Genomic DNA, 19,096 nt, shown 5'->3' with positions numbered 1-19,096 from the left:
ATGACGCGGAAATGTCACAGCAGGCTCGACAGCAGTCTAACGAACGAAGGGGCGGCGTCCGTCGCACGCCGCCCCTTCTTTTTTCGGCTCTGATGAAATCAGAAGCGGGCCCGGACCCCCACGACCAGGTTGCGGCCGCGTTGCGGCGCGGTCTCGGCTAGGAAGGAGGCGTGGTTCAGCGCCAGTTCGTCCAGCAGGTTGGTCCCGCGCAGGAAGACCTGCGACTTCACCCCGGCCAACTCGACGTCATAGGCCACGGTGGCGTTGACCATGTTGTAGCCCGGCGTCTCGCTTTCAAAGACGGCGATGTCGTTCTGCTTGAAGGTGCGGCTGTATTCCACGTCGCCCGACCACGGCCCGGCGAAGGCCTCGGCGCGGACGCCGAGACGGGCGGCGGGAATGCGGGGCAGGTTGCCGCCGTCGCCCTTCAACTCGCCGCGCACATAGTCGCCGAACACCGTGGCCGACAGCCAGGGCGTCAGCTGTTGGCGCACCTCGCCCTCGATCCCGGTGAAGGTGGCGTCGGCCTGGCTGTACTGGATCAGGCGGAAGTCCTCGAACTGGTCCAGGGTCCGGGCGAAGATGTAGTCGTCGTAGACGTAGTGATAGGCGCTGACCGAGGCCGTGGTGGAGCCCGCCGTCTTGCGCAGGGTCAGCTCCAGTGCGTTGGCGGTTTCGACGTCCAGACCGCTGTCGCCGATCTCATAGGTATTGGTCGCCAGGTGGACGCCGTCGGCGTACATTTCCTGCGCCGAGGGCGCGCGCTGCGAGCGTGACAGCGAGACGGCGCCGGTCCAGCCGGGCATGAAGTGCCAGACCGCCGAGCCGGAGATCGAGAAGGGCTTGTGCTCGGTGTCGGCCAGGCCCAGGGCCGAAGCCTCCTGCCACTCCTGACGCACGGCGCCTTCCAGATGCCAGTCGCCCAGTTCGTATTCCTCCATCACGAACAGGCCGGTGTTCTTGGTCGTGCTGGGGGCCAGGAAGCTCTCCTCGCCGACGGCGGCGAAGTCGCTCTTGCTCAGTTGCAGGCCGACCACGCCCTTGAAGCCGGCGATCTCGCGATGCTGGGCCTCGATGCGGCCGTCATAGCCCTCGTTGGTGAAGGTGGTCGAGACGACGCCTTCCTCCAGCTCCTGATGCTGATAATCGGTATAGCCGGCGCGCAGACGCACGTTCTCGATGCCGGGCAGGGGGTCGCGCAGCTCGCCGCGCAGGTCGAAGCGACGGCTCTTTAGCCGGACCTCGGGCACGCCGTGGTCGTGATCGTGCTCCTCGCCCTCTTCGTGATCGTGGCCGTCATGGTCATGATCGTCGTGACCGCCGCAATGCAGGTGGTCGCCGTGCGGGTGGCAGCCCTCGTATTCGTGGGTGTGACCGGCCAGACCATAGCGGCTGGTCTGTTCGGTATAGGCCGCGCCCAGATAGCCGCGCGACCCGATGTATGAGGCGCCGAGCGTCGCGGTCGAGGTCTCATTGTAGGAGCCGTCCAGACGCGCTTCGTCCCAGTCAGGCACCTTGTAGTCGTCGGCCTTGCGGGCCGCCGCCTCGATGCGGACGGCGAAGTTGCCGGCGCCCACCGTGGCGCCGACCACGCCGGCTTCCTCGTTGTCGACCGAGCCGCGGCGGTATTCGACCACGGCCTCGCCGCCGTTGGCCGGGACGCGGGTGGGGATCTTCTTGTCCAGCAGGTTGACCGCGCCGCCGATGGCGCCGCCGCCATAGAGCAGGGCCGACGGGCCGCGCAGAATCTCGATGCCTTCCAGCAGCAGGGGCTCGCCGGAAATGGCGTGGTCGGGCGAGACTTCGGAGGCGTCCATCAGGCCCGCGCCTTCGCTCAGGACCTTGACGCGCGGGGCGGCCTGACCGCGCACCACCGGGCGGCTGGCGCCGCCGCCGAAAGTGTCGGAGTTGACGCCGGGAATGCCGCTGAGCGTGTCGCCCAGCGTCGATTGGCGGCGGTGCACCAGTTCATCGCCGCTCAGCAGGGCGACGTGGGAGCCCACGTCGTCGCCGGCGCGGCCCAGGGGCAGGGCGCGCACGACCACATCGGCGATCTCGGTCGGCTCGTCCTGATGGGTGGTCTGGATCACCTCATCCGCCGCGAAGGCGGACGTCGAGAGGGCGGCCGCCCCGGCGGCGGTCAGCAGGAAGGTTTGAAGTCGCAAGGCACGCATCCCCGTTACAATGTCGCGCACTTGATATGTTATAGTATATCACTACGCAACCGCTCCGCTCGATTTCTTTTCAAGCGGAGCCTTTGGCAGGGTGTAGCGTTGGGACCGGACTCACTCGGAGAGACGCCATGACCCGTTCCGCCGTTGCGCTGCTGTCCTGTTTTGGCCTGACCGTGGCGGCCTGTTCGCAGGAGGCGCCGCCCGCGCCCACGTCGCCGGTCGAATCGCCTACGGCCCAGACCGCCGCCGCCGTCGGCTACGCCTGTGAAAGCGGCAAGGTCGTCACCGCCACCTACCCGGACACCGAGACGGCGCGGGTGTCCTACGATGGGCGCGACTACGTCCTGACCAGCGCGGTCTCGGCCAGCGGCGCGCGTTACGTCGGGCAGGGGCTGGAATGGTGGACCGCCAGCCGCAACGGGCAGGAGAGCGGAACCCTCAGCCGACTGGCGCCGAATGAGACGACGGACGGGACCATCATCGAACGTTGCAGCCGCCCGGTCCCGGTGCTGGCGCCGTCGCCCGAGGCGCCCTGCGTCGGCGCCAACCTACTGCTGTCGGTCGAGGGCGGCGATGCGGGCATGGGCAATCGCGTCACCACCCTGGCCTTGCAGAATGCGGGGACGCAGACCTGCAGCCTGACCGGCTATCCCACCGTGACGCTGGCCGATGCGAGCGGCAGCGCCCTGACTGCGGTCAAGGTGGAGCAGGAGCCGGGCAACTATTTCGCGCAAGGCTCGGCGCCGACGCCGGTTTCATTGGCGCCACAGGCCAAGGCCTATATCGACCTGGCCTGGAACGTCGTCCCGCATGAAGCCGAGGGCGAGAAGACCTGTCCCGAGGCCAAGACCCTGCGCCTGACCGCGCCCGGTGACACCGCTGTGATCAGCCTGCCGCTGGCCTTGACCCCGTGCGGAAAGAAGGTTCGCGTCAGCCCGTTCCGCCCAGTGGCCGACGCCTCGGCCAGACCTGCCCCTGCGAGCTGAAATCGGGGGTTCAAACCTGCCGGGATTCAGCGTAGCGGAGAAATCATGACCCAGAGCACCAATACGGCCTTCTACGACCGCATCTCCGCCGAACTGACCGACATCGACGCTCAGGGCCTGACCAAGCCCGAGCGCGTCATCGCCTCGCGTCAGGGGCCGGTGATTTCGGTCAACGGCCGCGAGGTCCTCAACTTCTGCGCCAACAACTACCTCGGTCTGGCGGGCGACGAGCGCGTCACCCAGGCTGGCATCAGGGCGATGGAGAAGTGGGGCGCGGGCACGGCCTCGGTCCGCTTCATCTGCGGCACGCTGGAGATCCACAAGGAGCTGGAGCGCGCCATCGCCGACTACCTCGGCTTTGAGGCTGCCATCCTGTTCGCCGCCGCCTTCGACGCCAACGGCGGCATCTTCGAGCCTTTGTTCGGGGCCGAGGACGCCATCGTCTCGGACAGCCTGAACCACGCCTCAATCATCGACGGCGTGCGCCTGTGCAAGGCCAAGCGTTATCGCTTCGCCACCTCGGACATGGCCGATCTGGAGGCCCAGTTGAAGCAGGCCCGGGCCGACGGCGCACGCGAGATCATCATCGCCACCGACGGCGCCTTCTCGATGGACGGCTATATCGCCAGGCTGAAGGACATCCGCGCCCTGGCCGACCAGTACGGCGCCTTGATCATGGTCGACGACTGCCACGCTACCGGCTTCATGGGCGACAAGGGGCGCGGCTCCTACGCCCACTGCGGCGTTGAAGTGGATTTCGTCACCGGCACCTTCGGCAAGGCCCTGGGCGGCGCCATGGGCGGCTTCATCTGCGCCAGGGCCAATGTCGTGGCCCTGCTGAAGCAGCGCGCGCGGCCCTACCTCTTCTCCAACGCCCTGGCCCCCGCCGTCTGCGGCTCGTCGCTGGAAGCCATCCACATCGCCGCGGGCGAGGAGGGCGACGCCCTGCGCGCCCAGCTGTTCGCCAACGCCGCGCGCTTCCGTTCGGCCATGACCGAGGCGGGCTTCACCCTGCAGCCGGGCGAGCACCCGATCATCCCCGTCATGCTGGGGGACGCCAAGCTGGCGCAGGACATGGCGGCGCGGATGCTGGAACTGGGCGTCTATGTGATCGGCTTCAGCTTCCCGGTGGTGCCGCGTGGTCAGGCCCGCATCCGCACCCAGATGTCGGCGGCGCATACGTTTGAGCAGATCGACGCGGCCGTGGCCGCCTTCACCCAGGCAGGCAAGGAGCTGGGGGTCATCTGACCCCCAGCGAACCTACGATTTCAGGCTGTCGTCGGCCATGATGACCGAGCGCCCGGCCGGATTGAGCGCGGCCCACAGCACGACGGCAGCGACCAGCGGCGCCACCGACATGCCGATATAGCGGCCGATGATGGCGATCTGCGCCAGGATGGGGGGCAGGGCTGGTTGATCGAGGGCCTGCCGCACGTCCGCGCTGGGTGGGGCCAGGGCGGGGTTCAGCTGCGCCGCCAGATCGCCCCAGATCAGGCTGATCAGCGACAGGATGAACAGCAGCGTCAGCACCGCTACGGTCACGACCGCCGCCTTTAGCGGGTTCGGCGTGCGCGGCGGCGCGGTCAGGAAGGCCAGGGCCAGGGGGAAGCCCAGCAACAGCCGACGCAGCGAGGTATGGGGCACGTCGTAGGACACGGGGACGCCGCCGCTGGTCAGATGCGTGCCGACGCTCCAGCCTCCGTCCGCCAGCACCGCGATCTCGCCCGACAGGCCGAAGAGGCGGAACACCAGACCCGCCAGCGGGCGCAGGGCCGTCGCGAACAGGTCCGCGCCCCACAGCCACCAGAGCGGCAGCACCAGCACGAACAGGCCCAGCGACCACAGGCCGAAGCGACGACGCGCGGCCTCTTCCGGCGTCCGGGCGCCGAGGGTGTCGAACCAGGCGGCCATCAGGCGGCGTCCTCAGCGACGGTCCTGGGCGCATTGCCCGGTTGGCGGCTCTGCCAACGGGTCCAGAAGAAGAAGACCAGCAGGCCCTCCAGCCCGATCATCGCGTCCCACACATAGTGGTGGAAGAACTCGAACATCGATTCAGAGCCGCGCGACAGATACAGCAGGCTGATGATCCGCAGCAGGTTGACCAGCTGCAGGGCGATCACGCCAACAGCCGCTCCGATCAGGCCGTCGCGCAGCCGCCCCGGGAAGGCCAGGATGGCCGCGATCAGCAGGGCGCAGACCTCGACGGCGTTGCAACCCGCCAGCACCTGAACCGCGCCGTGCCCGTCGGCAAAGCGCAGGATGTCGCTCTGGGCCTGAACGCGGGGATCGAACGGTGCAAGCACGAAGGCGCAGATGTCGACCAGCAGCTGGGTGAAGGGCTGGACGAACAGCCGTTCGGCCCACGGCGTGGCCAGAACGCTGAACAGGGTGATCGCCAGCAGGGCGAACAGCCCCAGATACTGGACGGCTGGGGATTTGAAAAAGCGCGGCATGGTCGGGCGTCGTCGCCTCTTCAGCGGGAGATGGAAGTTGGAAAACGGGGGCGGACCGTGACGGCCCGCCCCTGCCGTCGTCTGATCCGATCAGACCGTGCGGCGACGCTTGTGAATGGTCAAGGCGGCGAAACCGCCCAGAGCGACCGTCAACAGGATCATGGCCCATTCCGTCATGGTCGGGACAGGGGCGGGCGGCGGCGTGCCGATGAAGTAGGTCGGCAGGGTGGCGGGCGCATCAACCGTGGCGCCGCCGTCCGTAGCGGTCTTGAAGGCAGCGGCGCCATAGGATCCCGACGTCGCCGTGGTTGTGACGCGCGCGCTGTCGATCACGATCTCCACATTTGAGCCGGCGGCGACGCTTTCTCCTGTGGCCAGGCGGAACTGGACGTTGTTGCCGTTCCAAACCGAGCAATAGTCTAAAGCGCCTGGCGCCAGCGGCGTCCCATTGACCGTAAACGTCACATCGGCGCCGCAACTTCCGTTGGTGATGACCAGACCGCTGAACTCGGCCAGCAGCAGGTTGGTGCGAAGGCTTGGCGTGTCGAGGGTTGTTGCGGTCGTGTAGCGGATGGTCACGTCCGTCGGCTGCGACACGCGGCTGTCCGAAAGGCTGACGGAGACGTTGGTCAGGACGCCGGCCGAGGCTGCGTTGTCCGCAAGGACCATGGTGGCGCCGACGAAGGCGGCGATCATCTTTTTCATGGGTTTTTCTAAAATTTAAGTCCGAAACTACGTCGAGACCATCTCGCCGTCGATCTTCGATCCACGGGGCGCGGCGGTAGCTGATTCGCATTCTTACGGCCAAGCTTGTTCGAGGCGACCTGTCTCATTTTGTTACGTCGAGAGGCTGGGCGACGGCGCTCCGGACGGCGGATCCGGTCGAAGAGCGCATGATCCGCTTGCGATCATGGCCAAGGGGGCCTAGCGGCTGCATCTAAGCAACGGGAGCACCCACCATGACCGACACCATGAAGGCCCTGGCCAAGACGAAACCGGCTGAGGGGCTGGAACTGATCGACGCCCCCATCCCCGCCGCGGGCGACGAGGACGTGCTGATCAAGGTGCACCGCACCGCTGTCTGCGGCACCGACATCCACATCTGGAACTGGGACGAATGGTCCCAGAAGAACGTGCCTGTCCCGATGATCACCGGCCACGAGTTCGCCGGCGAGATCGTCGCCATCGGCAAGGACGTGGATCGCCGCCTCAAGGTCGGCCAGCGCGTCTCGGCCGAGGGCCACGTCATCGACCTGAACTCCGAAGCGGCTCGGGCCGGTCACTTCCACCTCGACCCCGACACCCGCGGCATCGGCGTGAACCGCCAGGGCGCCTTCGCCGAATATGTCGTGGCGCCGGCCTTCAACGTCATCGAACTGCCGGACGACGTTCCTTATGAGATCGGCTCGATCCTCGACCCGTTCGGCAACGCCGTGCACACGGCGCAGCAGTTCGATCTGCTGGGCGAGGACGTGCTGGTCACTGGCGCCGGCCCGATCGGCATGATGGCCGCCGCCGTGGCGCGCCATGCGGGCGCTCGCACCGTGGTCCTCACCGATATCAATGACTTCCGCCTGGAACTTGCGCAGAAGGTTGCGCCGGGCGTGCGCACGGTCAACACCACCAAGGAAGACCTGCGCGACGTTATGCACGAACTCGGCCTCAAGGTCGGCTTCGACGTGGCGCTGGAGATGTCGGGTTCGCCCATCGCCTTCAAGCAGTGCGTCGACACCCTGATCATGGGCGGCGGCATGGCCCTGCTGGGCATTCCGTCCAAGCCGATGGAGACCGACTGGGGCACGATCATCCTGAAGGCCCTGACCATCAAGGGCGTCTATGGCCGCGAGATGTTCACCACCTGGCGCAAGATGCTGGGTCTGCTGAAGGCTGGTCTGGACCTGTCGCCGCTGATCACCCACCAGATGTCCTATCAGGATTTCCAGCAGGGCTTCGAAGCCATGAAGTCCGGTCAGTCGGGCAAGGTGGTTCTGAACTGGGCTGATTGATCGGTCGCTGACCCGCGAAGCCGAGGCCCCCTGACCGCAAGGCAGGGGGCTTCAGGCCACGGCGGAGCGCGGGCCGGTGGCGCGGAAGACGATGATCACGAACAGGATCATCGATAGCAGGGTCAGGGTCGGACCCGCCATCAGACCCAGGTTGGCCGCCGCCTGCACGTCCGCCCCGCCCAGCAGCTTGGCCGCAAGCGCCGGCATGAAGATCACCAGCCCGACCAGCGAAACCCAGAAGTGTGTCTGGGGCAGCCAGCCCAGGGCCGCCCCGGGCTGAATCCGATAGAAGAGGCCGTAAAGCGCCATCGACACCCAGCCCAGCAGATTGATGTGAGCGTGAACCGGCGAGGCGGCGAACTGTTCGGTCGCCCCCATCCAGTAGCCCAACCCCATGCCGATCAGGGCGAACAGAACCGCCAGCCTCAGGAAGCGGTTGGAAAGGCGGTAATCCATCAGCGTATCCTCACAAGGGGCGGCCAGGCAGGCGGATTAGGCTGAAGAACGCCGATCTTCAAAATGAAACAACCGTCATTTCATGGCGACGACAGCAACCGGATCAGGGCCGGCTCGAACCCTTTCGCTTCGGCGCCGGGCAGGGCGTCGGCCAGGCTCCCGTCCTCGAACGTCGCCATCACGCGCGGATGGACATAGGCGGCGCGGCAGACCGTCGGCGTATTGCCCAGCAGGCCGGACACCGCCTTGACGCACAGGGTGATCTTGCGCCGCGCATCTGTGGACGAGGTCGGCGGCTCCATGCCGCACAGGGCGCGCGCGGCGGACACGGTCCCGGCCCAGGTGCGGAAATCCTTGGCCGAGAACTGCTCGCCCATGGCCTCGCGGATATAGGCGTTGACGTCGTCCGAGGTGACCGGACGCAGGTCGCCCGCCGCGTCCCGGTATTTGAACAGATGCTGGCCGGGCAGGCCCTCCAGGGTGCGCATCGCCCGCGCCAGCCGCTGATCGCGAACGCTTATCTTGTGGTCCTTGCCGCTCTTGCCGCGAAACTCGAAGGTCAGGGCCGCGCCGTCCACATCCAGATGTCGCTTGTGCAGGGTGGTCAGGCCGTAGCTGCGGTTCTGGCGGGCGTACTCGGCGTTGCCGACGCGGATCAGGGTGATTTCCAGCAGGCGCACGGCGGTGGCCAGCACCTTGTCGCGGCATGGCCCGCGTCGAGACAGATCATGCTCCACCCTCTGCCGCAGCTTCGGCAGTCTGCGGGCGAAGTCGGACAGGCGGTCGAACTTGTGGCTGGCGGCGTGGCGGGTCCAGTCGGGGTGATAGCGGTACTGCTTGCGCCCGCGCGCGTCGCGCCCCGTCGCCTGGACATGGCCGTTGGCGCGAGGGCAGATCCAGACGTCCGTCCAGGCGGGCGGGACGGCCAGGGCGCGGATGCGGTCCAGCGTCTTGCGGTCTCCAATGGGGCGGTTGTCCCGGTCGCGATAGGAAAAGCCCTTGCCCGACCGGCGACGGGTGATGCCGGGGCTGTCGTCGCTGCACCAGCTCAGCCCCTCGGGGATATCGTGGACGATTGGAAGAGCAGAGGGGCCGTCGGGCATGGGTCGGGTCCTGGTCGCCGGAGGCCAACGGGCCGCATCGCGCACGGGTTCCTCTTGACCCAGCGCCCGGACCGGGGGACGGAGCGGGGATGAATTATCGCCACAGCTTTCACGCCGGAAACTTCGCCGACCTGGTCAAGCACGCCCTGGTGCTGTGGCTGCTGAAGGAGCGGCAGGAGAGGGGGGCGGTCACGGTCCTCGACACCCATGCGGGCGCGGGCTTGTATGACTTGTCGGGCGACGGTGCGCGGTCGAAAGAGGCCGAGGCGGGCGTGGCGAGGCTGATGACCGCCGAGGACCGGCCGCCGCTGATCGAGGCCCTGGCGGCCGAGGTCGCGGCGCTGAACCCCGACGGCGGGGCGCGCTTCTATCCGGGTTCGCCGCTGCTGATCGCTCGGGCGCTGCGTGAAGGCGACCGCTATCTGGGCTTTGAGTTCCATCCGCCGGTTCATGAAATGCTGGCCGAGGCCTTGGCCGATTGGCCCGCAGCCGAGGGCCGTCAGGGCGACGGATATGTCGAGGCGTTGAAGGCGGCCAGGGCGACCAAGGGGCCGTTGGTCCTGATCGATCCGCCGTTTGAGCGGCCCGACGACTACGTACGCTCAGCCGAGACGGCTGCGGCCATCCTGCGCCACGACCGCACGGCGACGGTGGCGGTCTGGACCCCCTTGAAGGACATGGAGACCTTCGACGGCTTCATCCGCCGTCTGGAGGAGGCCAGGGTCGGTCGGGTGCTGGTGGCCGAGGCGCGTCTGCGCCCGCTGAACAATCCGATGAAGATGAACGGCTGCACCATGACGGTGATCAATCCGCCGCCAGGCGCCGAGGCGGCCGCCGCCGAAATCTGCGGCTGGGTCGCGGCGACCCTGGGCGAGGCGGGCGCCCGGGCCGAGGTCTGGCGGGCCGGTTAAGTCTCGATCACCTCGCCGGGCTCATAGAGGTGCGGCTCGAAGGTGGCGATGGACAGGATCGGCTCCATAGCGGCGACCACCTGGGGATGGCGGGTCATGACCTTCCAGTCGGTGGCGCTGGCCCAGACGGCGTGATTGGCGACGACACGTCCGTTCAGGCCGCGATGCAGGGTGCCCGAGACAAAGCCGGGCAGGGTGCGCTGCACCTGGGCCAGGGCCGTCAGATGCTCGATCAATTCCTCCTGACGGCGCGCGTCGCACTTGAAGATGTTGATCAGGACGACAGGGGAATCGGCGGGCGCGTCGGCGGTCATGAAGGGCAGCCTCGTTGCAATCGCCCGACTTCTACCCCAATCCAGAGACAGACGCTTCCTTCTCCCCGCAGGAAAACGCCGAAATGACCCGCATCGCCATTCTGGAAACCGGCCACCCGCCCGAGCATCTGCGGGACGCCTTCGACGACTATCCGGCGCGCTTCCGCTATCTGTTGGGCGAGAACGTGCCGACGACGCGCTTCGACGTGCAGTCGGGGCAACTGCCGGAAGACCCATCTGTCTATACGGGCGTCATCGTCACCGGCTCGGCGGCCGGGGTCTATGACGACCTGCCGTGGATCTCGCCGCTGGTGGACTGGCTGAGGGCGGCGCGCGGCCAGACCCGCCTGCTGGGGATCTGCTTCGGCCATCAGGTCATCGCCCATGCCTTCGGCGGCAAGGTCGAGAAGTCGCACAAGGGCTGGGGCGTCGGTCTGCACCGCTACGACGTGGTCGGTCAGGAGCCCTGGATGCACCCGCGCGCGCCCTCCATCGCCATTCCGGTGTCGCATCAGGATCAGGTGGTGGCGGTCGCGCCCGACGCGCGCGTCATCGCTTCCAGCGCCTTCACCCCCTATGCCGGTCTGGCATGGGGCGAGGACGCGGTCAGCTTCCAGTGCCACCCGGAGTTCCAGCCGGCCTACGCCGCCGCCCTGATCGAGGGACGACGTGGCCATCGCATCCCGCACGATCTGGCGGACGAAGCTCTGCTGAGCCTCGAAGGAGCGAACGACCGGGCGGTGCTGACGGCCTGGATCCGCGCCTATCTGCTGCTGACCCCGCCGCCGGTCGAGGCTGACGGTAGCGGCATCTGACGCGGGCGCGTTCATCGAACGCTAAACCTTGCTCAACTTCTGCTGTGCCAATCTGGGGCGTCAGTCCGGAAGTGATATGTCGCCAATCAAAGCCGCGGTCCTCGCGACCGCCATTCTTCTGTCTCCGGGTCTGGCTCAGGCGCAGGCGCCCGCGCCGCGCGATGACTTGCTGCGGGCCGTCGAGCAGCGCGCCTCGCAGACCAGCTTCGCCGCGCTCGAAGCCTTCGGCGAGGCGGCCTACAAGCGCCACGACCGCGAGGGACTGAATCGCCTCTATCACGTCGTCTGGATCATTCAGAACCAGGGCGAGTTCGAGCGCGCGGGCTTCTGGAACGCGCGATTGGCCGAGAACGCGCGCGCGCAAAGCGACCGTCGCTACATCGAGATCGCGCAACTGAATGATCTGACCGCCCGCTACGACCAAGGCGATCTTAGCGTCGACGCTGAGATGGCCCGCATGACCGCCGTGGGATCTGACTGGTTCGTGCGGGCTCACGCCGCGCGTCTCACGGCCATGGCTCTCATGGACCAGGACAAGGTGGGCGAGGGCCTGAAGCTGCTCAGTCAGGCCGAGACCGAGATTCAGGACGAAGATCCTTTCGCTGCCACCGCCCATTCGGGGCTGTGGGAGATGACCGGCATGGGGTTGATGAAGCTGAACGACGTGGTGGGGGCGACGATCGCCTTTCGTCGCTTCGAACTCGACTACGCCAATCCGGCCTATCCGCGCCCCGACTTCGACAGCCTGTACAACCTGACCAAGATGGCGGTGCAGGTCGGCGACCTGAGCCGGGCCCAGGCCTATTACGCCGCTCACCGCCGCCTCAGCATGCGCACGGGTCTGGAGAACCTGCTGGTCTATGACGCCAGCCTGTGCGCCCAGGTGGCGGATGCCAGGGACGAGCCGCTGGAGGTGCTGGCTTGCGTCGCGCCCTATGGCGAGGACATGGGCCCGGCCGCCTTCCTGAAGCTGGAGCTGTTGCCTTTGCGGGCTGTGGCCCGCGCGCGGACCGGCGACCTTGACGGGGCGCGTCGTGATCTGGCCCAACTGCGCGTGCTGGACCGCGAGGGTGGCGTGGATTCCCACGTGGCCCTGGTCGAGGCCGAACTTCTGTTCGCCTCTGGCCAGTCGGCCGAGGCCTATGCGGTGTTGCGGACCTATCAACGCGAACGGGATGTCCAGACGGCCCAGAGATTTAGTGCGGGCATTCGTCAGGTCACCGGCGACATCCAGGAACAGTTGGATCGGCGGCGACAGCAACTGGAGACCGCTCGCGCCAACACCGAACTGCAGCGCACGGTCATCCGTTGGCAGAACTGGATTGTCGGCATCGGCGTGGTCTTCATGCTGTCGGCGCTGCTGACCTTGCTGTGGCAGTGGCGTCAGGGGGGCGAACTGCGCCGCGCCCGCCGCCGCGCCGAGGAGGCCAATCGCGCCAAGAGCGAGTTCCTGGCCAATATGAGCCACGAGATCCGCACTCCGCTGAACGGGGTCGTGGCCATGGCCGACGCCTTGGGTCAGCGCCAGCTGAACGCCGACGAGCATGACATGGTCGAGGTCATTCGCTCATCCGGCGCCATGCTGGAACGCCTGTTGTCCGACATCCTGGACAGCGCCCGCATCGAGTCCGGCCAAGTCACGATCGAACCCGCGCCCTTCCATCTGGGCCGCGCGGTGCAGGACGTGGCGGCCCTGTGGCGCATTCCGGCCGAAGCCAAGGGTGTGGAGGTCGTCTTGCACGTCCATCCCGTCTTTGACCGCCAGGTGCTAGGAGACGCCGTGCGCGTGCGTCAGGTTCTGACCAATCTGGTCAGCAACGCGCTGAAGTTCACGTCGCAGGGCAAGGTCAGCCTGACGGTCGAACCGGGCCTTGAGGGAGACGTACGGTTTATCGTCACCGACACCGGCGTCGGCTTCGACGAGGAGCAGAAGGCGCGCATCTTCGGCCGCTTCCAGCAGGCCGACGGCTCGATCACGCGGCGCTTCGGCGGCACCGGCCTGGGTCTGGCCATCTCGCGCGAACTCGTCGAGCTCATGGGCGGCTGGCTGGAATGCGACAGCACGCCCGGCGTGGGCTCGCGCTTCTGGTTCGAGATTCCATTGCCGCCCGTCGGGGAAGCGATCGAGGCCGTCGATGAGGTTCAGCCCGCCGGCGACGTGCGCGAACAGCCGCTGCGGGTATTGCTGGCCGACGACCACCCGGCCAACCGCAAGGTCATCGAGATCATGCTGGGCGCGACCGCGATGGAACTGGTCGCCGTCGAGGACGGGGCGCAGGCGCTGGAGACCTTCAAGCGCGAGGCCTTCGATCTGGTCCTGATGGACATGCAGATGCCGGTGATGGACGGCCTGACCGCCACTGCGGGCATTCGCGCCTTCGAGGCGCAGCACGGCCGCGCCCGGACGCCGATCCTGATGCTGACCGCCAACGCCATGGCCGAGCATGTCGAGGCGGGGCGGGCGGCAGGCTCGGACGGCCATCTGACCAAGCCCCTGACCCTCGCCGCCCTGTTCGACGGGATCGATCAGGTGATGACCCGGCGCGACCGCGCCGCCTAGGGCCTGATCAGGGCCACTTCACCACGGGCGGCATGGAACTGAGGATCGACTCGACATTGCCGCCGGTCTTCAGCCCGAACATGGTGCCGCGGTCGTAGAGCAGGTTGAACTCGACGTAGCGGCCGCGACGGATCAGCTGTTCCTCGCGTTCGTCAGCGGTCCAGGCCTCGGTCATGCGGCCGGCGACGATCTTGGAATAGACGTCGAGGAAGGCCTTGCCGACGTCCTGGGTGAAGGCGAAGTCGCGTTCCCAGTCGCCGCTGTCGTGATGGTCGTAGAAGATGCCGCCGGTGCCGCGCGGTTCGTTGCGGTGGGGCAGGAAGAAGTACTCGTCGCACCACTGCTTGTATTTGGCGTGCCAGGCCGGGTCATAGGCGTCGCAGGCGCCCTTCATTGCAGCGTGGAAGGCGAGGGTGTCGGGGTGGTCGTCGCGACGGTCCGCGTCCAGCACCGGCGTCAGGTCGCCGCCGCCGCCGAACCAGGTTTTCGTGGTCGAAATCAGTCGGGTGTTCATGTGCACGGCGGGCACGCGCGGGCTGACCGGATGGCAGATCAGGCTGATGCCGGTGGCGAAAAAGCGCGGGTCTTCCTCGGCGCCGGGGACGTTCTTCGCATAGTCGGCGGGGAAGGTCCCGTGGACGGTCGAACAGTGGACGCCCACCTTTTCGAACAGGCGGCCGCTCATCATGCCCATGACGCCGCCGCCGCCTTCCTTGCGGTCCCAGGGCGTGCGCACGAAGCGGCCGGCCTCGCCGGGGAAGAGGTCGGCGGGGGCGGCGTCTTCCAGGGCCTCGAAACCGGCGTGGATCTGATCACGCAGGGTCTCGAACCAGACGCGGGCGCGCTCGCGGTGCTCGACCATCAGGGTGGGGGTGTCTTGGATCATCAGGGCTTCAACCATGACGGGCGGCCTTTGTGAACAGTGTGCGATGCGCGCTTCATGCGCCCCGGCTCAAAACAGGGCCTTGATCCAGATCAGACCCCGTTTCCATGCCGCCTCGCCTGTGTCAGCGTGACCTTATCAGTCTTCAGGGGACCCTCATGATCCGCACCGCTCTGCTCGCCGCCGTCTCGCTCGCTGTCCTGGCCGGACCCGCGCTGGCGCAAACCCCGGCCGGCGACAACACCGCAGGGCAGGAGCGGGTGATGCAGATCCTGCGCCGCACGCCCCTGATCGACGGCCACAACGACCTGCCGTGGGCCTTGCGTCAGGGCTTCGGAAATGACCCTTATCGTGTTGATCTGGCGACCAATCTGGCGGCGACGACGCGCCTTCACACCGACATCCCGCGCCTGCGCGCGGGCGGCGTCGGGGCGCAGTTCTGGTCCGTCTATGTCCCTGCCAGCCTGGAGCCGGTCGAGGCCGCCAAGGCCACCTTCGAGCAGATCGACACGGTCAAGCGCATCGCCGCCGCCTATCCCTCGGTGTTCGAGATCGCTGTCACCGCCGACGACATCGCCCGCATCCACAAGGCGGGCCGCATCGCCAGCCTGATCGGCATGGAAGGCGGCTATTCGATCGATGATTCCCTGGGCCTGCTGCGCGAGTTCTATGATTCGGGTTCACGCTACATGACGCTGACCCACTCCAAGACCACGACCTGGGCCGACAGCGCCACGGACGCGCCCAAGTGGGGCGGCCTGTCGCCCTTCGGCGAGCAGGTGGTCAAGGAGATGAACCGCCTCGGCATGATGGTGGACCTGAGCCACGTCTCGGAAGAGACCATGTACGACGCCATCCGCGTCTCGACGGCCCCGGTCATCTTCTCGCACTCGTCGGCGCGCGCCGTGACGGGCCACCCCCGCAACGTGCCCGACGCCGTGCTGCGGATGATGCCGGCCAACGGCGGCATCGTCATGGTGACCTTCGTGCCCGGTTTCATCAGCGAACCGGTGCGCCAGTGGGGCTCTTTGCGCTCCGCCGAGCTTTCGCGGCTCTCGGCTCTGAACCAGGGCGATCCTGACGCGGTGAAGGCGGGCATGGACGCCTGGACGGCCGCCAACCCTTCGCCCAAGGCCACGCTGGACGACGTCGTGGCCCACATTCAGCACGTTCGCGACGTGGCGGGCATCGACCATGTGGGGCTGGGCGGCGATTTCGACGGCGTCGACAGCCTGCCTGAGGGCGTGGAGAGCGTGGAGGCCTATCCCCGCATCCTGGCCGAACTGATGCGTCGTGGCTGGACCGAGGCCGATATCCGCAAGATTTCGGGCGAGAACCTGCTGCGCACCATGCGCGCCGTCGAACGCGCCGCCACCGCCCAGCGCGCCGAGCGTCCCAACCTGGCGCAACTGCCCAACGACGGCGCGCCGGAGTAGGGGGTGGAACTGCGAGCCGGCGCATGGGGTGTGATTGCCACCCTGTTGCTGGGCGGCTGCGCCACGGCCGTCGGACCGCTGAACTTGTCGCCGGGGCGCTATGGCGACGTCGAAGTGGAGGAGGGCCCTGCAGGTTGGCTGAAGCTGAGCCCGGTGTCATGCGACGCGCAGAATCAGGATGAAGCAGGGCGGCAACAGCGTTTCTGTACAGGCCAGATCGACCTGAACAGCGATGGAGCAATGGAGACCATCTCCCAGCGATATGTCCTCGACATGCCGTCGGTGATTTCCCTCCAATCCGAAACTTCGGCGTCGTTATTCCAGGACGAAGGGTACAGCCTTCTGGTCGAAAACCGCCGGGGACAAGGGGGATGGCCGAACGTCGCCGCCTTTGGTCATGGCTCGACAGCCGAACTGCGGTTCGGTGTCCGGCATCGGTGGCGCAAGGATCGGTTCGAGCCTGTTCCTGGTCGTCAGGGCCTCGTCGGCAACCCGCCCAACTGACGCATGCCTTCCCACAGGGCGATGCCCGCGCTGACCGACAGGTTCAGCGAGCGTGTCTCCGGTCGGATGGGGATGAAGACCCGGGCGTCGGCGGCGGCGTGGACGTAGTCGGGCGCCCCGGCGCTTTCCTTGCCGAACAGCAGGACGTCGTCGGGCCGGAACTCGAATTCAGGCAGGGGCGTGGCGCCCTTGGTCGTGAACAGGACCAGCCGTCCGGGCGCGCGGTCGCGCTGGAAGGCCTCCCAGTCAGCGTGGCGGATCATATGCGACAGCGGGCCGTAGTCCAGCGCCGCGCGTTTCATGGCGCGGTCGTCGAAACGGAAGCCGGTGGGCTCGATTACGTGCAATTCCACGCCGAAACAGGCGCTCTGGCGGATGCAGGCGCCCACATTCTGCGGGATGTCAGGTTGAAAAAGGGCGAGACGCATTCTAAGGCCGTCATACGCGCGGGGCGGGGTCTTGTCGCGGTCTTTGTTGCGACCGTTTCGCAAGTTGTGTCAGCAACTTGTGTCTATTGGGGTAAAACAAGGGCCGCGGGCATCTTTTGCCGTCTCGCAGGGACGATCCATGCCGACGACTAACCCCTTCCGGGGCGGGCGATCGGGAGTGCAGAGGTGAGAGCGTGGCCGAATCGGTCGTGAATGCTGAAGGGCCCGAGGGCCAACACGGGGGCGGCGACGCCACCCGCCGCGATTTCATCCACATCGCCGCCGGCGCCGCCGCGGTCGGTGCTGGCGTGATGGTGGCCTGGCCGCTGATCAACCAGATGAACCCCGCCGCCGACACCCTGGCCTTGGCGTCGATCGAGTTCGATCTGACCAAGGTTCAGGAAGGCCAGCAGGTCGTCATCAAGTGGCAGGGCAAGCCGGTCTTCGTGCGCTACCGCACCCCGGCCGAGCTGACCAAGGTCATCGACGAGGGCGCCGTGGGCAGCCCGCCGCAGACCGACGCCGAGCGCACCAAGGCCGGCCATGAGAAATATCTGGTCGTCGTCGGTTCGTGCACCCACCTGGGCTGCGTGCCGACCTTCAACGCCGGCGACTACGGCGGCTGGTTCTGCCCCTGCCACGGCTCGCACTACGACGCCTCGGGCCGCATCCGTAAGGGCCCGGCGCCGCTGAACCTGATCGTGCCGAACTACGAATACGTGTCCGACACCCGCGTGAAGATCGGCTGAGGACGGACAGAGGAACCATGAGCGATCACGAATCCACCTACGTCCCCAAAACCGCGATCGAGCGGTGGATGGACACCCGCCTGCCGATCATCCGTTTCGGCATGGACTACGCCAACCTGCCGACCCCCCGGAACCTGAACTACTGGTGGACCTTCGGCGGCATCCTGGCCCTCTGCCTGATGACCCAGATCATCACCGGCATCGTTCTGGCCATGCACTACACCCCGCACGTCGACCTGGCCTTCGCCTCGGTCGAGCGCATCATGCGCGACGTGAACGGCGGTTGGCTGATCCGCTATGTGCACGCTAACGGCGCGTCGATGTTCTTCATCGCCGTCTACCTGCACATGCTGCGGGGTCTCTACTACGGGTCCTACAAGGCCCCGCGCGAGATGATCTGGATCATCGGCTGCGTCATCTTCTTCCTGATGATCGCCACCGCCTTCCTGGGCTACGTCCTGCCCTGGGGCCAGATGTCCTTCTGGGGCGCTGAGGTCATCACCAACCTGATCGGCGCCATTCCGGTCGTCGGCGAGCCCATCCTGATCTGGCTGCGCGGCGGCCCGGCGATCGACAACGCCACCCTGAACCGCTTCTTCTCGCTGCACTACCTGCTGCCGTTCGTCATCGCCGGCTGCGTGGTGCTGCACCTGTGGGCCCTGCACGCCGCCGGTCAGAACAACCCGGTCGGCATCCTGATCCCGAAGGACCGCCAGAAGAAGGACATGCTGCCCTTCCACCCGTATTTCACGGTCAAGGACGGCTTCGCCATCATCCTGTTCCTGATCCTGTTCGCGGTCTTCGTCTTCTATCAGCCGAACGCCCTGGGCCACGCCGACAACTACATTCCGGCCAACCCGCTGCAGACCCCGGCGCACATCGTGCCTGAGTGGTACATGCTGCCCTTCTACGCGATCCTGCGCGCCATCCCCGACAAGTTCGGCGGCGTGGTGGCCATGTTCGCTGCCATCGGCGTCCTGTTCGTCCTGCCCTGGCTGGACACGTCCAAGGTGCGCTCGATGCGCTACCGCCCGACGATGAAAACCTTCTTTATCATCTTCCTGTTCGTCTGCTTCGGCCTCGGCTGGTGCGGCGCCCAGCTGCCGGACGCTCCGGTGATCGGTAGCTTCAAGACCTTCACCCTGATCGATGGCGACCTGAACTCCTATCTGTGGCTGACGCGCTTCCTGACGGCCTACTACTTCATCTTCTTCCTGGTGCTGATGCCGCTGATCGGCCTGCGCGAGAAGCCGCTGCCGGTCCCGGCGACGATCTCGGAGCCGGTCCTGCCCGTCACCGAGCAGAAGGGCTGAGCGCG

At 66.9% G+C, this 19,096-nt stretch carries 19 protein-coding genes; 10 read left to right on the top strand and 9 right to left on the bottom strand.

The window, feature by feature from the left end:
- Window positions 1-98: 98 nt before the first annotated feature.
- Window positions 99-2,174 carry a TonB-dependent receptor domain-containing protein gene (locus ACFYLW_RS15485; RefSeq protein WP_312064362.1) on the bottom strand — a complete coding sequence of 692 codons (2,076 nt, stop codon included), beginning with the start codon at window positions 2,172-2,174 and terminating at the stop codon, window positions 99-101.
- Between the two features lie 128 nt (window positions 2,175-2,302).
- On the opposite strand from ACFYLW_RS15485, the gene ACFYLW_RS15480 reads away from it, so the two are divergent.
- Entirely contained in the window at window positions 2,303-3,160 is an 858-nt protein-coding gene (locus tag ACFYLW_RS15480) for a DUF4232 domain-containing protein (RefSeq protein WP_312064363.1), read from the top strand.
- Window positions 3,161-3,205: 45 nt separating this feature from the next.
- On the top strand, window positions 3,206-4,408 hold the full coding sequence (locus tag ACFYLW_RS15475) for a glycine C-acetyltransferase (RefSeq protein WP_312064365.1): 1,203 nt from the start codon (window positions 3,206-3,208) through the stop codon (window positions 4,406-4,408).
- A gap of 12 nt (window positions 4,409-4,420) precedes the next feature.
- On the opposite strand, the gene ACFYLW_RS15470 is transcribed toward ACFYLW_RS15475, so the two are convergent.
- From ACFYLW_RS15470 to ACFYLW_RS15460, 3 genes are all read right to left on the bottom strand, one after another.
- A complete protein-coding gene (locus ACFYLW_RS15470) occupies window positions 4,421-5,071 on the bottom strand; it encodes an exosortase H-associated membrane protein (RefSeq protein WP_312064367.1) in 651 nt (216 codons plus the stop codon).
- Complete coding sequence (gene xrtH / locus ACFYLW_RS15465; protein WP_312064369.1) at window positions 5,071-5,613, bottom strand: exosortase H; 543 nt, start codon at window positions 5,611-5,613, stop codon at window positions 5,071-5,073. The genes ACFYLW_RS15470 and xrtH overlap by 1 nt, the downstream gene beginning before the upstream one ends.
- Window positions 5,614-5,703: 90 nt before the next feature.
- On the bottom strand, window positions 5,704-6,318 hold the full coding sequence (locus ACFYLW_RS15460) for a hypothetical protein (protein ID WP_390183214.1): 615 nt from the start codon (window positions 6,316-6,318) through the stop codon (window positions 5,704-5,706).
- Between the two features lie 266 nt (window positions 6,319-6,584).
- On the opposite strand from ACFYLW_RS15460, the gene tdh reads away from it, so the two are divergent.
- On the top strand, window positions 6,585-7,619 hold the full coding sequence (gene tdh, locus ACFYLW_RS15455; protein ID WP_390183222.1) for an L-threonine 3-dehydrogenase: 1,035 nt from the start codon (window positions 6,585-6,587) through the stop codon (window positions 7,617-7,619).
- Between the two features lie 51 nt (window positions 7,620-7,670).
- On the opposite strand, the gene ACFYLW_RS15450 is transcribed toward tdh, so the two are convergent.
- Together ACFYLW_RS15450 and ACFYLW_RS15445 are read right to left on the bottom strand one after the other, a co-directional pair.
- Entirely contained in the window at window positions 7,671-8,075 is a 405-nt protein-coding gene (locus ACFYLW_RS15450; RefSeq protein WP_312064375.1) for a hypothetical protein, read from the bottom strand.
- Between the two features lie 80 nt (window positions 8,076-8,155).
- Window positions 8,156-9,178: a DNA topoisomerase IB gene (locus tag ACFYLW_RS15445; RefSeq protein ID WP_312064376.1), complete on the bottom strand. Its 1,023-nt coding sequence runs from the start codon at window positions 9,176-9,178 to the stop codon at window positions 8,156-8,158.
- An 89-nt stretch (window positions 9,179-9,267) separates the two neighbouring features.
- Between ACFYLW_RS15445 and rlmJ the strand changes: the two genes are divergently transcribed.
- Window positions 9,268-10,089, top strand: a complete 822-nt coding sequence (gene rlmJ / locus ACFYLW_RS15440) for a 23S rRNA (adenine(2030)-N(6))-methyltransferase RlmJ (protein WP_312064378.1) — start codon at window positions 9,268-9,270, stop codon at window positions 10,087-10,089.
- On the opposite strand, the gene ACFYLW_RS15435 is transcribed toward rlmJ, so the two are convergent.
- Window positions 10,086-10,403, bottom strand: a complete 318-nt coding sequence (locus ACFYLW_RS15435) for an antibiotic biosynthesis monooxygenase (protein ID WP_312064380.1) — start codon at window positions 10,401-10,403, stop codon at window positions 10,086-10,088. The two genes, rlmJ and ACFYLW_RS15435, sit on opposite strands and share 4 nt — an antisense overlap.
- Before the next feature lie 83 nt (window positions 10,404-10,486).
- Here ACFYLW_RS15435 and ACFYLW_RS15430 point away from each other — a divergent pair, with 83 nt between their 5' ends.
- Both ACFYLW_RS15430 and ACFYLW_RS15425 read left to right on the top strand, forming a co-directional pair.
- A complete protein-coding gene (locus ACFYLW_RS15430; protein ID WP_312064382.1) occupies window positions 10,487-11,218 on the top strand; it encodes a type 1 glutamine amidotransferase in 732 nt (243 codons plus the stop codon).
- Between the two features lie 76 nt (window positions 11,219-11,294).
- A complete protein-coding gene (locus ACFYLW_RS15425) occupies window positions 11,295-13,778 on the top strand; it encodes an ATP-binding protein (protein ID WP_312064384.1) in 2,484 nt (827 codons plus the stop codon).
- A 7-nt stretch (window positions 13,779-13,785) separates the two neighbouring features.
- Here ACFYLW_RS15425 and hemF read toward each other — a convergent pair whose 3' ends face one another.
- Window positions 13,786-14,640 (bottom strand): oxygen-dependent coproporphyrinogen oxidase, encoded by an 855-nt coding sequence (gene hemF / locus ACFYLW_RS15420; RefSeq protein ID WP_312064411.1) that lies wholly within the window; start codon window positions 14,638-14,640, stop codon window positions 13,786-13,788.
- A 179-nt stretch (window positions 14,641-14,819) separates the two neighbouring features.
- On the opposite strand from hemF, the gene ACFYLW_RS15415 reads away from it, so the two are divergent.
- Together ACFYLW_RS15415 and ACFYLW_RS15410 are read left to right on the top strand one after the other, a co-directional pair.
- Entirely contained in the window at window positions 14,820-16,097 is a 1,278-nt protein-coding gene (locus ACFYLW_RS15415) for a dipeptidase (RefSeq protein ID WP_312064386.1), read from the top strand.
- Between the two features lie 3 nt (window positions 16,098-16,100).
- Complete coding sequence (locus ACFYLW_RS15410; protein WP_312064389.1) at window positions 16,101-16,601, top strand: hypothetical protein; 501 nt, start codon at window positions 16,101-16,103, stop codon at window positions 16,599-16,601.
- Here ACFYLW_RS15410 and ACFYLW_RS15405 read toward each other — a convergent pair.
- Complete coding sequence (locus ACFYLW_RS15405) at window positions 16,571-17,029, bottom strand: tRNA (cytidine(34)-2'-O)-methyltransferase (protein ID WP_312064391.1); 459 nt, start codon at window positions 17,027-17,029, stop codon at window positions 16,571-16,573. The genes ACFYLW_RS15410 and ACFYLW_RS15405 overlap by 31 nt on opposite strands.
- Window positions 17,030-17,223: 194 nt before the next feature.
- Between ACFYLW_RS15405 and petA the strand changes: the two genes are divergently transcribed.
- Together petA and ACFYLW_RS15395 are read left to right on the top strand one after the other, a co-directional pair.
- The gene (gene petA, locus ACFYLW_RS15400; RefSeq protein ID WP_292081833.1) at window positions 17,224-17,778 is read left to right on the top strand and encodes a ubiquinol-cytochrome c reductase iron-sulfur subunit; all 555 of its coding nucleotides are present in this window, start codon (window positions 17,224-17,226) and stop codon (window positions 17,776-17,778) included.
- 17 nt (window positions 17,779-17,795) lie between these two features.
- Window positions 17,796-19,091, top strand: coding sequence for a cytochrome b N-terminal domain-containing protein (locus tag ACFYLW_RS15395; protein ID WP_312064394.1), 1,296 nt, complete (start codon window positions 17,796-17,798; stop codon window positions 19,089-19,091).
- Window positions 19,092-19,096: the final 5 nt, after the last annotated feature.

Origin of the sequence: Brevundimonas sp. NPDC007368 (assembly GCF_042869015.1) — a bacterium.
Classification (GTDB): domain Bacteria; phylum Pseudomonadota; class Alphaproteobacteria; order Caulobacterales; family Caulobacteraceae; genus Brevundimonas.
The sequence above is the reverse complement of the archived record's forward strand: the minus strand, read 5'-3'. Positions and strand labels throughout refer to the sequence as shown.

Coding starts and splice junctions, on each gene's coding strand:
- ACFYLW_RS15485 (WP_312064362.1), bottom strand. CDS start 2,174: ATGCGTGCCTTGCGACTTCAAACCTTCCTGCTGACCGCCGCCGGGGCG.
- ACFYLW_RS15480 (WP_312064363.1), top strand. CDS start 2,303: ATGACCCGTTCCGCCGTTGCGCTGCTGTCCTGTTTTGGCCTGACCGTG.
- ACFYLW_RS15475 (WP_312064365.1), top strand. CDS start 3,206: ATGACCCAGAGCACCAATACGGCCTTCTACGACCGCATCTCCGCCGAA.
- ACFYLW_RS15470 (WP_312064367.1), bottom strand. CDS start 5,071: ATGGCCGCCTGGTTCGACACCCTCGGCGCCCGGACGCCGGAAGAGGCC.
- xrtH (WP_312064369.1), bottom strand. CDS start 5,613: ATGCCGCGCTTTTTCAAATCCCCAGCCGTCCAGTATCTGGGGCTGTTC.
- ACFYLW_RS15460 (WP_390183214.1), bottom strand. CDS start 6,318: ATGAAAAAGATGATCGCCGCCTTCGTCGGCGCCACCATGGTCCTTGCG.
- tdh (WP_390183222.1), top strand. CDS start 6,585: ATGAAGGCCCTGGCCAAGACGAAACCGGCTGAGGGGCTGGAACTGATC.
- ACFYLW_RS15450 (WP_312064375.1), bottom strand. CDS start 8,075: ATGGATTACCGCCTTTCCAACCGCTTCCTGAGGCTGGCGGTTCTGTTC.
- ACFYLW_RS15445 (WP_312064376.1), bottom strand. CDS start 9,178: ATGCCCGACGGCCCCTCTGCTCTTCCAATCGTCCACGATATCCCCGAG.
- rlmJ (WP_312064378.1), top strand. CDS start 9,268: ATGAATTATCGCCACAGCTTTCACGCCGGAAACTTCGCCGACCTGGTC.
- ACFYLW_RS15435 (WP_312064380.1), bottom strand. CDS start 10,403: ATGACCGCCGACGCGCCCGCCGATTCCCCTGTCGTCCTGATCAACATC.
- ACFYLW_RS15430 (WP_312064382.1), top strand. CDS start 10,487: ATGACCCGCATCGCCATTCTGGAAACCGGCCACCCGCCCGAGCATCTG.
- ACFYLW_RS15425 (WP_312064384.1), top strand. CDS start 11,295: ATGTCGCCAATCAAAGCCGCGGTCCTCGCGACCGCCATTCTTCTGTCT.
- hemF (WP_312064411.1), bottom strand. CDS start 14,640: ATGGTCGAGCACCGCGAGCGCGCCCGCGTCTGGTTCGAGACCCTGCGT.
- ACFYLW_RS15415 (WP_312064386.1), top strand. CDS start 14,820: ATGATCCGCACCGCTCTGCTCGCCGCCGTCTCGCTCGCTGTCCTGGCC.
- ACFYLW_RS15405 (WP_312064391.1), bottom strand. CDS start 17,029: ATGCGTCTCGCCCTTTTTCAACCTGACATCCCGCAGAATGTGGGCGCC.
- ACFYLW_RS15395 (WP_312064394.1), top strand. CDS start 17,796: ATGAGCGATCACGAATCCACCTACGTCCCCAAAACCGCGATCGAGCGG.